The 12,516-nt window shown below is 38.0% G+C and carries 9 protein-coding genes, 16 tRNA genes and 2 rRNA genes (1 of these 27 cut by a window edge); 26 read left to right on the forward strand and 1 reads right to left on the reverse strand.

Annotated elements, in window-relative coordinates; translation table 11 throughout:
* From MHB74_RS02750 to MHB74_RS02830, 17 genes are all read left to right on the forward strand, one after another.
* Positions 1–1,340 (forward strand): 23S ribosomal RNA (locus MHB74_RS02750); it begins 1,582 nt to the left of the window's first position.
* A gap of 101 nt (positions 1,341–1,441) precedes the next feature.
* Positions 1,442–1,557: ribosomal RNA gene (rrf, locus tag MHB74_RS02755) — 5S ribosomal RNA — on the forward strand.
* A gap of 8 nt (positions 1,558–1,565) precedes the next feature.
* Positions 1,566–1,640, forward strand: a tRNA-Asn gene (locus MHB74_RS02760).
* Positions 1,641–1,642: 2 nt separating this feature from the next.
* Positions 1,643–1,734 (forward strand) — tRNA-Ser (locus tag MHB74_RS02765).
* 17 nt (positions 1,735–1,751) lie between these two features.
* A tRNA-Glu gene (locus tag MHB74_RS02770) sits at positions 1,752–1,826 on the forward strand.
* Positions 1,827–1,830: 4 nt separating this feature from the next.
* Positions 1,831–1,906 (forward strand) — tRNA-Val (locus MHB74_RS02775).
* Positions 1,907–1,930: 24 nt separating this feature from the next.
* Positions 1,931–2,007: transfer RNA gene (locus MHB74_RS02780), tRNA-Met, on the forward strand.
* A gap of 3 nt (positions 2,008–2,010) precedes the next feature.
* Positions 2,011–2,086: transfer RNA gene (locus tag MHB74_RS02785), tRNA-Asp, on the forward strand.
* Between the two features lie 9 nt (positions 2,087–2,095).
* Positions 2,096–2,171, forward strand: a tRNA-Phe gene (locus tag MHB74_RS02790).
* Positions 2,172–2,189: 18 nt separating this feature from the next.
* Positions 2,190–2,265: transfer RNA gene (locus MHB74_RS02795), tRNA-Thr, on the forward strand.
* Between the two features lie 10 nt (positions 2,266–2,275).
* Positions 2,276–2,359: transfer RNA gene (locus MHB74_RS02800), tRNA-Tyr, on the forward strand.
* 7 nt (positions 2,360–2,366) lie between these two features.
* Positions 2,367–2,440: transfer RNA gene (locus tag MHB74_RS02805), tRNA-Trp, on the forward strand.
* 19 nt (positions 2,441–2,459) lie between these two features.
* Positions 2,460–2,535 (forward strand) — tRNA-His (locus tag MHB74_RS02810).
* A 63-nt stretch (positions 2,536–2,598) separates the two neighbouring features.
* Positions 2,599–2,673 (forward strand) — tRNA-Gln (locus tag MHB74_RS02815).
* 5 nt (positions 2,674–2,678) lie between these two features.
* Positions 2,679–2,753, forward strand: a tRNA-Gly gene (locus tag MHB74_RS02820).
* A 14-nt stretch (positions 2,754–2,767) separates the two neighbouring features.
* A tRNA-Cys gene (locus MHB74_RS02825) sits at positions 2,768–2,838 on the forward strand.
* 10 nt (positions 2,839–2,848) lie between these two features.
* Positions 2,849–2,930: transfer RNA gene (locus MHB74_RS02830), tRNA-Leu, on the forward strand.
* A 178-nt stretch (positions 2,931–3,108) separates the two neighbouring features.
* Here the strand turns inward: MHB74_RS02830 and MHB74_RS02835 are convergent.
* Positions 3,109–3,429 (reverse strand): DUF3884 family protein, encoded by a 321-nt coding sequence (locus MHB74_RS02835; RefSeq protein WP_061680182.1) that lies wholly within the window; start codon positions 3,427–3,429, stop codon positions 3,109–3,111.
* 352 nt (positions 3,430–3,781) lie between these two features.
* On the opposite strand from MHB74_RS02835, the gene MHB74_RS02840 reads away from it, so the two are divergent.
* The 9 genes from MHB74_RS02840 to MHB74_RS02880 all read left to right on the forward strand — a co-directional run bounded on the left by MHB74_RS02840 (position 3,782) and on the right by MHB74_RS02880 (position 12,414).
* Positions 3,782–4,501, forward strand: a complete 720-nt coding sequence (locus MHB74_RS02840) for a YebC/PmpR family DNA-binding transcriptional regulator (protein ID WP_000532956.1) — start codon at positions 3,782–3,784, stop codon at positions 4,499–4,501.
* A gap of 149 nt (positions 4,502–4,650) precedes the next feature.
* Positions 4,651–5,112 (forward strand): NUDIX hydrolase, encoded by a 462-nt coding sequence (locus MHB74_RS02845; RefSeq protein ID WP_061680183.1) that lies wholly within the window; start codon positions 4,651–4,653, stop codon positions 5,110–5,112.
* Between the two features lie 481 nt (positions 5,113–5,593).
* Complete coding sequence (locus MHB74_RS02850) at positions 5,594–6,370, forward strand: transglycosylase domain-containing protein (RefSeq protein ID WP_000664703.1); 777 nt, start codon at positions 5,594–5,596, stop codon at positions 6,368–6,370.
* Between the two features lie 187 nt (positions 6,371–6,557).
* Positions 6,558–7,208: a DsbA family protein gene (locus MHB74_RS02855; protein ID WP_000841317.1), complete on the forward strand. Its 651-nt coding sequence runs from the start codon at positions 6,558–6,560 to the stop codon at positions 7,206–7,208.
* Positions 7,209–7,322: 114 nt separating this feature from the next.
* Positions 7,323–7,396, forward strand: a tRNA-Gly gene (locus tag MHB74_RS02860).
* 198 nt (positions 7,397–7,594) lie between these two features.
* Positions 7,595–8,737, forward strand: a complete 1,143-nt coding sequence (gene queG, locus MHB74_RS02865; protein WP_060629454.1) for a tRNA epoxyqueuosine(34) reductase QueG — start codon at positions 7,595–7,597, stop codon at positions 8,735–8,737.
* Between the two features lie 44 nt (positions 8,738–8,781).
* Complete coding sequence (locus MHB74_RS02870; protein WP_061680184.1) at positions 8,782–9,669, forward strand: amidase domain-containing protein; 888 nt, start codon at positions 8,782–8,784, stop codon at positions 9,667–9,669.
* A 58-nt stretch (positions 9,670–9,727) separates the two neighbouring features.
* Positions 9,728–10,216, forward strand: coding sequence for a tRNA (uridine(34)/cytosine(34)/5-carboxymethylaminomethyluridine(34)-2'-O)-methyltransferase TrmL (gene trmL / locus MHB74_RS02875; protein ID WP_000538149.1), 489 nt, complete (start codon positions 9,728–9,730; stop codon positions 10,214–10,216).
* Between the two features lie 128 nt (positions 10,217–10,344).
* Complete coding sequence (locus tag MHB74_RS02880) at positions 10,345–12,414, forward strand: sensor domain-containing protein (protein ID WP_061680185.1); 2,070 nt, start codon at positions 10,345–10,347, stop codon at positions 12,412–12,414.
* Positions 12,415–12,516 lie beyond the last annotated feature (102 nt).

Consider the following 12,516-nt stretch of genomic DNA (forward strand, 5'->3'; position numbering starts at 1 on the left):
CTCCTTATGGAGCGAAGTCTTTGATTCCCCGCTGCCAAGAAAAGCTTCTAGCGAGATAAAAGGTGCCTGTACCGCAAACCGACACAGGTAGGCGAGGAGAGAATCCTAAGGTGTGCGAGAGAACTCTGGTTAAGGAACTCGGCAAAATGACCCCGTAACTTCGGGAGAAGGGGTGCTTTCTTAACGGAAAGCCGCAGTGAATAGGCCCAAGCGACTGTTTAGCAAAAACACAGCTCTCTGCGAAGCCGTAAGGCGAAGTATAGGGGGTGACACCTGCCCGGTGCTGGAAGGTTAAGGAGAGGGGTTAGCGTAAGCGAAGCTCTGAACTGAAGCCCCAGTAAACGGCGGCCGTAACTATAACGGTCCTAAGGTAGCGAAATTCCTTGTCGGGTAAGTTCCGACCCGCACGAAAGGTGTAACGATTTGGGCACTGTCTCAACCAGAGACTCGGTGAAATTATAGTACCTGTGAAGATGCAGGTTACCCGCGACAGGACGGAAAGACCCCGTGGAGCTTTACTGTAGCCTGATATTGAATTTTGGTACATTTTGTACAGGATAGGCGGGAGCCATTGAAACCGGAGCGCTAGCTTCGGTGGAGGCGCTGGTGGGATACCGCCCTGAATGTATTGAAATTCTAACCTACGGGTCTTATCGACCCGGGAGACAGTGTCAGGTGGGCAGTTTGACTGGGGCGGTCGCCTCCTAAAGTGTAACGGAGGCGCCCAAAGGTTCCCTCAGAATGGTTGGAAATCATTCGTAGAGTGCAAAGGCATAAGGGAGCTTGACTGCGAGACCTACAAGTCGAGCAGGGACGAAAGTCGGGCTTAGTGATCCGGTGGTTCCGCATGGAAGGGCCATCGCTCAACGGATAAAAGCTACCCCGGGGATAACAGGCTTATCTCCCCCAAGAGTCCACATCGACGGGGAGGTTTGGCACCTCGATGTCGGCTCATCGCATCCTGGGGCTGTAGTCGGTCCCAAGGGTTGGGCTGTTCGCCCATTAAAGCGGTACGCGAGCTGGGTTCAGAACGTCGTGAGACAGTTCGGTCCCTATCCGTCGTGGGCGTAGGAAATTTGAGAGGAGCTGTCCTTAGTACGAGAGGACCGGGATGGACGCACCGCTGGTGTACCAGTTGTTCTGCCAAGGGCATAGCTGGGTAGCTATGTGCGGAAGGGATAAGTGCTGAAAGCATCTAAGCATGAAGCCCCCCTCAAGATGAGATTTCCCATAGCGTAAGCTAGTAAGATCCCTGAAAGATGATCAGGTTGATAGGTTCGAGGTGGAAGCGTGGTGACATGTGGAGCTGACGAATACTAATAGATCGAGGACTTAACCATATAATATGAAGCAAGTGTTATCTAGTTTTGAGAGAACATAAAAAACTTGTTGACTTTTAAAGTGAATAAGTTATAATAATGATTGTCTCAAAAGAATAATGTCTGGTAATGATGGCAGAGAGGTCACACCCGTTCCCATACCGAACACGGAAGTTAAGCTCTCTAGCGCCGATGGTAGTTGGGACCTTGTCCCTGTGAGAGTAGGACGTTGCCAGGCAATATTATTCCGCAGTAGCTCAGCGGTAGAGCTATCGGCTGTTAACCGATCGGTCGTAGGTTCGATTCCTACCTGCGGAGCCATTGGAGAGCTGTCCGAGCTGGCCGAAGGAGCACGATTGGAAATCGTGTATACGTCACAAGCGTATCAAGGGTTCGAATCCCTTGCTCTCCGCCATAGGATTTATAATATTTGGCCCGTTGGTCAAGTGGTTAAGACACCGCCCTTTCACGGCGGTAACACGGGTTCGAATCCCGTACGGGTCACCACTTTGGAGGATTAGCTCAGCTGGGAGAGCACCTGCCTTACAAGCAGGGGGTCGGCGGTTCGATCCCGTCATCCTCCACCATATAAATTATATAAATAGTATTATCGCGGGGTGGAGCAGCACGGTAGCTCGTCGGGCTCATAACCCGAAGGTCGCAGGTTCAAATCCTGTCCCCGCAACCAAATGGTCCCGTGGTGTAGTGGTTAACATGCCTGCCTGTCACGCAGGAGATCGCCGGTTCGACCCCGGTCGGGACCGCCATTTTAATAAGGCTCGGTAGCTCAGTAGGTAGAGCAGAGGACTGAAAATCCTCGTGTCGGCGGTTCGATTCCGTCCCGAGCCACCATTTATCTTAATAATATACGCCGGCTTAGCTCAATTGGTAGAGCAACTGACTTGTAATCAGTAGGTTGGGGGTTCAAGTCCTCTAGCCGGCACCATGTAAGTTTCGGAGGGGTAGCGAAGTGGCTAAACGCGGCGGACTGTAAATCCGCTCCTTCGGGTTCGGCAGTTCGAATCTGCCCCCCTCCACCATTTACATAGGGGCATAGTTTAAAGGTAGAACTGAGGTCTCCAAAACCTCCAGTGTGGGTTCGATTCCTACTGCCCCTGCCAAATATATTTACACAACATGGCGGTTGTGGCGAAGTGGTTAACGCACCGGATTGTGGCTCCGGCATTCGTGGGTTCGATTCCCATCAGTCGCCCCATTTTTATTTTAAAAATTACAAATAATCTAATGGATACTTACATATAATTAAGTAAGAAATCAATGGGCTATAGCCAAGCGGTAAGGCAACGGACTTTGACTCCGTCATGCGCTGGTTCGAATCCAGCTAGCCCAGCCATTTTCGCGGAAGTAGTTCAGTGGTAGAATACAACCTTGCCAAGGTTGGGGTCGCGGGTTCGAATCCCGTCTTCCGCTCCAATAAAATTTCATATGGCGGCATAGCCAAGTGGTAAGGCAGAGGTCTGCAAAACCTTTATCACCGGTTCAAATCCGGTTGCCGCCTTTTCTTTTGTGCCGATGTGGCGGAATTGGCAGACGCGCACGACTCAAAATCGTGTTCCTTCGGGAGTGTCGGTTCGACCCCGACCATCGGTATCATGAACGGCGTAAAAAACTCTATACTAACTGTATAGATTTTTTTTGTATTTTCTTCGCGTGACAAAATAAGCACAAAAAGTGTGCGGTGAGTAAACTAAGAAACATTAAGAGGGCAAAAACATTCATTTTTATCCTTTTAATTCCGGTATTCTATACAATATTCCCTCCAAGCACTCTAGAGCGAATTTCTCCAGCCCGGTGACATGAAGTTAAATCCGACACCACCAGTAGAGATTAGCACATTATCAGCTGTTAATTTTGTAATTTCTAAAAACTTCTTTTTAAACTCTTCTCTGTTGTACTTGTACATGGTTGAGTGGCACGCCCACATGTGTGTTGAAGTACTCAACCAGTCCCCTAATTCCTTTAATTCAGGAAACGACTCAAATTGAATTGGTTCATCTAATTTCATAAATCTTACTTGATAGATAGTTGGGTTTAACTTCTCGCCAATTCCTTTAAGACCATGTGCTTTTTTCTCATTTGAATGTGTCATAATTCTCCCCCACATCTTCCCTTCAAATTTTTTCCTGTTTTTATTATACAACGATAGAAAGTGATTATAGTAATATTATGGAAATTGTTATCGGAGATATAAAAAAACTCTAACAGAAATGTTAGAGTTTTTTTGTTAAATTGTGCTATGTGCTTCTAAAATTCGTAATAAACGTAGGAATTCATGTATAATATAACTTGTCGAAAGAACAAAATGATAGTAATTTATATTATGTCTGTAATATGAATCAAAAATGAACTTTTTATATTTCTTTTAAAAATGTGTTGAATACACATTATATTTCATATTAATATTTTTATGTAGATTTAAAACGGGAAAGAGAGTGGAAAGTATGGGTCGTAAATGGAATAATATTAAGGATAAAAAAGCATCAAAAGATGCAAATACAAGCCGTATATACGCGAAATTTGGACGTGAAATTTATGTGGCAGCAAAACAAGGTGAGCCAGATCCAGAATCAAACCAAGCGCTTAGAGTCGTATTAGAACGTGCGAAAACATACAATGTACCAAGAACAATTATTGATCGTGCAGTTGAAAAAGCAAAAGGCGGTTCAGAAGAAAATTATGACGAGCTTCGTTATGAAGGATTCGGACCAAATGGATCTATGGTAATTGTAGATACACTTACAAATAACGTAAACCGTACTGCAGCAGATGTACGAGCTGCATTTAGCAAAAACAGTGGTAACATGGGTGTAAACGGTTCTGTAGCTTACATGTTTGATGCGACAGCTGTTATCGGTCTTGAAGGTAAAACATCAGATGAAGTTCTTGAAATTTTAATGGAAGCAGATGTAGATGCACGTGACATTCTTGAAGAAGAAGATGCTGTTATCGTGTATGCTGAACCTGATCAATTCCATTCTGTACAATCTGCACTTAAAGATGCTGGTGTTGAAGAATTCACAGTTGCAGAATTAACAATGCTTGCACAAAGTGATGTAGAACTTCCTGAAGATGCTCAAGTACAATTTGAAAAAATGGTTGATGCATTAGAAGATCTAGAAGATGTGCAACAAGTTTACCACAACGTAGACTTAGGAGAATAATCCGATAGAAGCCCCCTGTTCGTTTAACGGATAGGGGGCTTTTTTTATGAGGTTAATTAAGTTGATGAATTAGTAAAGGGATTTTGTTGTAGACAGGGAATATGCTTATAGGGATATGTGAAATATTCATTATTGCTAGGAGGCTTAATATGGAACATAAAACACCGAAGCATATCGTTGCCGTAGCAGGCTATTTAACAAATGAAAAAGGTGAAGTGTTATTGGCTAAAGTACATTGGCGAGCGGATACGTGGGAGTTGCCAGGAGGACAGGTGGAAGAAGGAGAAGCGCTCGATAAAGCAGTTTGTAGGGAAATGTTTGAGGAGACGGGTTTGACTGTGAAGCCGCTTGGAGTTACAGGTGTTTACTATAATGCTTCTATGCATATTTTATCTGTTGTTTTTAAAGTCGCATATGTGAGCGGTGAAATACAAATTCAGCCTGAAGAAATACAAGAGGCTAAATTTGTTGCTTTAAATGAAGAGAACATAGATGAGTACATAACGCGTCCTCATATGAAATCCAGAACGATTGATGCGATGAGAGCGACACATTTTATTCCATACGAAACGTGGGAAGTGCAGCCGTATAATTTAATAGCTAGATTATAAAGAAAAGGGTAGCTGGTTTGAGATACAATCAAATCACTACTCTTTTTGTATACTGTTTAAGAAAAAGGTCAAAATAATAATAGTGCTAGTATTGATTTTAAGAACGTTTGTTCTGTATAATGTATGATATATTGTATACATTTAGATTACTAGATACTTACAAATATATATATTTGTAGATGATATAATGAAAATAGGGTGTTTTAATAGGGAAGTATAGGCTTAAGGTATACTCTACTATTGGTTTAGCATACTCTATATTCAATATTTCAGATGAATAGTAGATAAAAATAGACTGTGATACAATACTTTTTTACCCCGTTATTTGCCGGACAGCCCGATTGGGGAGGGCTGATTAAAGTTTCACTTTATACCTTACAATGATGTAAGGTACGTGTAAGAGAAATCGATGGGATGTTTTTTTACAACAAGGTATTCTTAAAGTAAGAGTTATACGCTGTGTGGAAAAGAGGTGTTCAAGATGAAAGAACGAGTATTATCTAGGGTGAACTATCATCAAAAAGTTGCATTAAATCCAATGACTAAATTCTTTTATAAAGCCATTATTTTATTATTATTGTTAAGTTGTACGTTATTATTCGTTGGAAATGTGATGATTGAGCAAAGTGATATTAGTAAATTACATGTACCGGCTAAGTTAGAGGTGCCAGAATCATTAACACATGCATTTATTGCGACAGAAGATAAAAGGTTTTATCATCATAACGGTTTAGATTATATAGCGATTGTCAGAGCGTCTGTTGAGAATATAAAGGCTGGTGGTGTTGTGCAAGGCGGAAGCACAATTACACAGCAGTTATCCAAAAATGCTTTTTTAACAAATGAACGTACATTTTCTCGTAAGTGGAAAGAGATTTTCTATACGAAAAAAATTGAACGCACATTTACGAAGGATGAAATTTTAAAATTGTATGTAAGCAATATTTATTACGGAGAAGGAGCATGGGGAATTGAAAAAGCGGCAAACCTTTACTTCGGTAAAAAAGTAAGCCAATTAACGCTGGCTGAAAGTGCAATGATGGCTGCTGTAGTAAAAGCACCTGCTTATTACTCACCTGCACAAAATTATGATAAGGCCGTAGAGAGACGAAATGTCGTTTTGAGATTGATGGAGAAAGAAGGCTATATCAATCATGATGAGTATGTGCAAGCAGTTAGTGAGAAGTTAGTCATTCGTCATGATATTAAAACAGAGCAGTCGATGTTAAATAATGCGCGTGAAAAAGCAGTAAGCTAAAGGAAGTTCCTACATAGGAGCTTCTTTTTTTGAATAAATTGTGACAAAAGGCGACACAATATTGTCACAAATGTTCTGTTTTTGTAATTTATGTGAGCGTGTTCATTGCGTGACGCATATAAGTGTTGATATTATGTGTATTGTGTACAATGCTGTATACAGAATATGAATTTAAAGAGGAATGTATATGAAATCAAACAAACTCATGGCTCTTGGTATAGTTTTTTCTATCGCAGTATTGATTGTAATCGGAACAATTGCGTATAGCATCATAAATGACAAAAAAGATAAAGGGAATGAGATGTTTGCTTATTCCACACAACAATCTTTAGGGAAAGATGATGCTCCAGTTAAGGTAGTTGAATTTGGAGACTTCAAATGTCCTGCTTGTCGTACTTGGGATGTAACAGTATTGCCACGATTAAAAGAAGAGTATATTGATAAAGGTAAAGTGCAGTTATATTTTATTAACTTCCCGTTTATTGGAAAAGACTCTGATTTAGGTGCAGCAGCTGGTGAAGCAATTTATAAACAAGATCAAGATTCATTCTGGACTTTCTATGATGAGATTTATCAAAGTCAAAAGAAAGACACGGAAGAATGGATTACAGAAGAGTTACTTCTTAACATTGTGAAAGAGAAGCTTCCGAAAGTTGATGTAGAACAATTTAAGAAAGATTTACACAGTAAAGAAATAAAAGAAAAAGTACGTAAAGATTCAGATCGTGCTCAAAAATTAAAAGTTCAAGGTGCTCCTTCAGTATACATAAACGGAAATCTTGCAAACCCTGATTTCGATAGTATGAAGAAGGCGATTGATAAAGAATTGAAAAAGTGATGAGCTATTCATCACTTTTTCGACTTTTTTCGATAAAATTCTTGCTTCCGTTTTTTGTACATGCTATACTACTTTACATAAGTTATTCTAATATCTTATATGTATTTCATATTTGCGGGTGTAGTTTAGTGGTAAAACAAGAGCCTTCCAAGCTCTGGTCGAGAGTTCGATTCTCTTCACCCGCTCCAAATTTATTAAATGTTTTTCTATAAATTGTGATCAACGCAGTGTTTCGTTTCTAAGATAAACGAGGCATTGCGTTTTTTAATGTTTGAAAAAGATAATTGTATGCGAAAATAGAAGTAGAGAATAGTATTCCAAAAGTGAATTGCTAACTAATATAGACGTTACATAAAGGGTGAGTTCATCTGAGGAGGCGATGAGGAATGGATTTTGAACAATTAAAGCAAGATGTAATTGCGTATAGTAAAACGATTGGTATAGATAAAATAGGCTTTGCTAGTGCTTCACCATTTGAGGAATTAAAGCAACGCTTAATCCAGCAGCAACAATTAAATTATCAATCTGGATTTGAAGAGCCTGATATAGAAAAAAGAACGAACCCACAACTTTTACTACCTGGTGCAAAATCAATTATTGCGATTGCATTAGCGTATCCTTCAAAATTAAAAAATGCACCATTAAGTAAGCGTGGAGAACGCCGCGGGATTTTTTGTCGTGCTTCTTGGGGACAAGATTATCATCTTGTTTTACGAGATCGTTTGCAAAAATTAGAAGCATATTTAATCGAAAAACTTCCCGATATAGAAGTTAAGTCAATGGTTGATACGGGAGAGTTAAGTGATCGAGCTGTTTCGGAGCGTGCCGGTATTGGGTGGAGCGGTAAGAATTGCGCTATTATTACACCCGAATTTGGTTCGTATGTATATTTAGGAGAAATGATTACAAACGTTCCATTCCCACCAGATCAGCCAATAGAAGATCAATGCGGGAGCTGTACGAAATGTATTGATATTTGTCCTACAGGTGCTTTAATACAAGGAGGACAGTTAGACTCGAAGAAATGTATTGCATTTTTAACACAGACGAAAGGATTCCTACCGGAAGAATATCGTGACAAAATAGGAAACCGTATATATGGATGTGATACATGTCAGACTGTTTGTCCAAAAAACAAAGGAATGGATTTTCATAACCACCCTGAGATGGAACCGGATCCTGAGTTAGTTAAGCCGCTATTAACACCACTTTTAACAATTAGTAATCGTGATTTTAAAGAGAAATATGGAATTATGTCTGGTTCATGGAGAGGTAAAAAGCCGTTGCAACGAAATGCAATTTTGGCACTTGCTCATTTTAAAGAGGCATCAGCAATTCCTGATTTAATAGGTGTTATGAAAGATGACCCAAGACCAGTACTTCGCGGAACGGCAGCATGGGCACTTGGGAAAATTGGTGGAGATGGCGTGGGCGAAGCCATTGAAAAAGCAATGCAGCGTGAGAAAGATGAAGAGGTTCTTCATGAAATGAATCGCGGACTTGAATTGTTAGCGCAGAAAAAAGAGTAGATAATATCTCCCTTTTTCATATTGTAATATGGGAGGGAGACGAAATGGTTGTAAAAATAAATATTGAAAAGCAAGTACAACAATTTTTAGCCTATATAACAGAAAAAAGAACAAATGTAGAGGGGATTGCTCAAGATTTATTCCAGATAGCACAGAGAAAGAAACAATTGTTTCAAAAGCGTAATGCACATGTAGTGAAAGCAACTGCGGACGTTTCTTTCATGAGACAATTAAATAATAGCAATCATCAAGAAATTGATTATCAAATACATTTTAAATATTTAATTAAGCATAAAGAATTATTTTATATCGAAGAGGAACAACTAAAACGAAGAGTTTGTTTAAATAATAGCCGGATAATAGGTGATTATGCTATTGAAGTGCCAGAAGCAGTTGGCATGAGTGAGACGTTAGAAAGAGAAGTTATAAAAGAGAAGTATGGTTCTTATCAGTATAATCGTTTAGAGGCAGTTAAATATGCAGAGCGTTGGTGGGATGATCGAAACCCTGTATATCGTAATTTCCCTGATAATTGTACGAATTTTATTTCTCAATGTCTTCATACTGGAGAAGTACCAATGAATGGATATCCTAATATTCGTAAAGGATGGTGGCAAAGGGAGAATCAGTGGAGTTGGAGCTGGGCTGTCGCACACTCTTTTTATTGGTATTTATCAGGTTCTACAACAGGGCTTCGAGCAGAAGCGGTAGAAAGGCCAGAGGATCTTATTCTTGGTGATGTCATTGCTTATGATTTTGAGGATGATGGTAGGTGGAATCATACGACGATTGTAGTAGCAAAAGACGCAGATGGTATGCCACTTGTAAATGCACATTCAGCGAATAGCCGTCGGCGTTATTGGAACTATGAAGATTCTAGTAAATATACACCACAAATGAAATATAAATTCTTTCACATTATTAATGGGTAGAGATTTTTCGCTCAAGTGGTATAATACGTAGTAGACAAAAAATAGAGGTGAATATCGCGTGGGAGTACATGTTGTTTTATATCAACCAGAAATTCCAGCAAATACAGGGAATATTGCTCGTACTTGTGCAGCAACTGGAACAGAATTACATTTGATTAGACCGCTTGGATTTTCAACGGATGATAAAATGTTAAAGCGTGCAGGATTAGATTATTGGCAGCACGTGAAAGTTACGTATTATGATTCAATTGAAGAATTTTATGAGAAAAATAAAGACGGTGAATTCTTCTATTTAACAAAGTATGGCGAGAAAGCTCATACAGCGTTTGATTATAGCAAACGTGAGAAGGATTACTATTTTGTATTTGGAAGAGAAACAAACGGTTTACCAGCTAATGTAATCGAAGAAAATTTCGATCATTGTTTACGTATTCCAATGACTGATAAAGTGCGCTCATTAAATTTATCTAATACAGCAGCTATTTTAATTTATGAAGCATTCCGTCAACAAAATTATCCAGGATTAGATTTAGAAATTGTTTATTAAAAGTCGCCATATGGCGACTTTTTTTCTAAAAATAAAAATAATATATAATCATACATTTAAAAAAGGGTACATATTCATATAGAATGGGGATATATGAATAAAAATAGATTAGACGGGTTGAGATAAATATGAAGGAACGATATAGTAATCAAAATACCTTTTTAAGTATGATAGATATGGATTTAATAAGAAGAGGATTATTACATGCTATTCAAGATTTAGTATTTATTGTGAAAGTTATGGATGATGAAACCTTTAAATATATTTATGTAAATAAGATAGGTATGGATTATGCGAAGCTAAGCGAAGAATGTTATGGAAAAACGTTCGCTGAAGTATTACCGGAAGATACGGCGGAAATATTACAAGTGCAATACGCAAAAGTAGCGAGCGAAGCGAAAGCACATACCTTTTGTGATGTAGTTAGTTTACCAACTGGTAATTTACATTATGAATCTTCACTTAATCCTGTATTTGATGAAGAAGGAGTATGTCAGTTTATTATTTGTATTACGAGGGATATTACAGCTCAAATTGAGGAGAAGATTGAAATAGAGGAAAAACAAATGCTATTTAAGTCATTACTAGAATATAATAATGACTCCATTATATCTATAGATTCTATAGGTAGAATTACATATGCAAACCCAGCAACGTATGAAATATTTGGATACCGATATGAAGAATTAAACAATAAATTTATTTTTGAATTTATTAATAAAGAATATGAAAAAGATTTCCAAATTATATTTAAAGGATCCATGCAAGGAAAAGCGAAGCAAATTGTTTCAAAGAAATATGTTCATAAAGAAGGGTACGAGCTCTATATTTCTTTAAGAACTATTCCAATTATTGTGAACGGGGAAATTGTCGGGATATATATTGTTACGAGGGATGTTACAAGGCAAGTATTAAATGAGATGAGAACGGAATATTTAGCTTATTATGACCAGTTAACAGGATTAATGAATAGAATTTCATGTACAAATAAGTTAAATGGTTTTTTAAATGAGAAGATAGATTTTGCGTTTATTTTTATAGATTTAGATGAATTTCATCTTATTAATGATACTTTTGGCCATAAAGAAGGAGATAAAGTATTACAAAAAGTTACAGAATGTTTAAGCAGTTTTCAAATAGACGGTATGCACTTATTTAGAGAACACGATGATCAATTTGTTATGTTAATAGAAAATATAACGAAAGAACGTGTAGAGGTAGTTGCAAAAAGCATACTAAAAAAGATTAGTGAACATTTTGTAATCGAAGAAGAGGACGTGTATTTAAGTGCGTCAATCGGAATTGTAATGGCTCCAACAGATGGAGAGGATGAAAAAATATTATTCCAAAGAGTTGATGCTGCTTTGGAAAAAGCAAAAGAAAAAGGAAAAGGGCATTATCATTTTTATTGCAATGGATTAGATTGTGAACGTGAACAAAGATTTATAATAGAAAACCAATTACATCGTGCTATAGAAAAAAACGAATTCTTCTTATATTATCAGCCACAAATGAATATTGAAACGAAAAAAATAGTCAGTATGGAAGCTTTAATAAGGTGGGAGAATAAAGAATTAGGATTTGTCTCTCCCAATCAATTTATTCCGTTAGCAGAAAGAACAGGATTTATTATTAAGCTTGATGAATGGGTAGTAAATGAAGTGTGTCAGCAAATACGTGAATGGTTAAATAAAGGATATGAAGTGGTCCCGATTGCAGTTAATATTTCAGCCAGGCACTTTCGTTCTATTACACTAATAGAGATGATTACACGAGCGTTACATAAGTACAATGTACCAGCTCATCTATTAGCGATAGAGGTTACAGAAGGAGCCCTTATACATAAAGACATATCGAAAAGAGTATTGCTACAATTAAAAGAACAAAATTTAAAGATTCATTTAGATGATTTTGGGACGGGATATTCATCTTTAAGTTATTTAAAAACGTATCCAATTGATACTTTGAAAATCGATCGTTCCTTTATGGAAGGTATACATGTAGATGAACGTGATACGAATATTACAGCTGCAATTATTCATTTAGCTCATACTTTGGAATTGAATGTAATTGCAGAAGGAGTAGAAAAAGCAGAACAAATACAATTTTTGAAGGAAAAGAATGTGAAGTTTGTACAAGGTTATTATTATAGCAAACCACTATCAAAATACGACGTGGAAAAAGTGTATTATAAATAATTCATAAAAAAAGTGATGTGCTAAGAAGCACATCACTTTTTATGTGTACCGGGTTTATCATTGTAACCGGATGTGAAAATAGCTGTAAGAAATGTGAGTGAT

It is taken from the genome of Bacillus sp. FSL K6-0069 (assembly GCF_038007785.1).
In the GTDB taxonomy this organism is placed as follows: Bacteria; Bacillota; Bacilli; order Bacillales; family Bacillaceae_G; genus Bacillus_A; species Bacillus_A mobilis.

Bases quoted from the DNA above. Each gene is read 5' to 3' on its own strand.
- MHB74_RS02870 (WP_061680184.1), top strand. From the start codon at position 8,782: ATGGTTGTAAAAATAAATATTGAAAAGCAAGTACAACAATTTTTAGCC.
- MHB74_RS02845 (WP_061680183.1), top strand. From the start codon at position 4,651: ATGGAACATAAAACACCGAAGCATATCGTTGCCGTAGCAGGCTATTTA.
- MHB74_RS02835 (WP_061680182.1), bottom strand. From the start codon at position 3,429: ATGACACATTCAAATGAGAAAAAAGCACATGGTCTTAAAGGAATTGGC.
- MHB74_RS02855 (WP_000841317.1), top strand. From the start codon at position 6,558: ATGAAATCAAACAAACTCATGGCTCTTGGTATAGTTTTTTCTATCGCA.
- queG (WP_060629454.1), top strand. From the start codon at position 7,595: ATGGATTTTGAACAATTAAAGCAAGATGTAATTGCGTATAGTAAAACG.
- MHB74_RS02880 (WP_061680185.1), top strand. From the start codon at position 10,345: ATGAAGGAACGATATAGTAATCAAAATACCTTTTTAAGTATGATAGAT.
- MHB74_RS02840 (WP_000532956.1), top strand. From the start codon at position 3,782: ATGGGTCGTAAATGGAATAATATTAAGGATAAAAAAGCATCAAAAGAT.
- MHB74_RS02850 (WP_000664703.1), top strand. From the start codon at position 5,594: ATGAAAGAACGAGTATTATCTAGGGTGAACTATCATCAAAAAGTTGCA.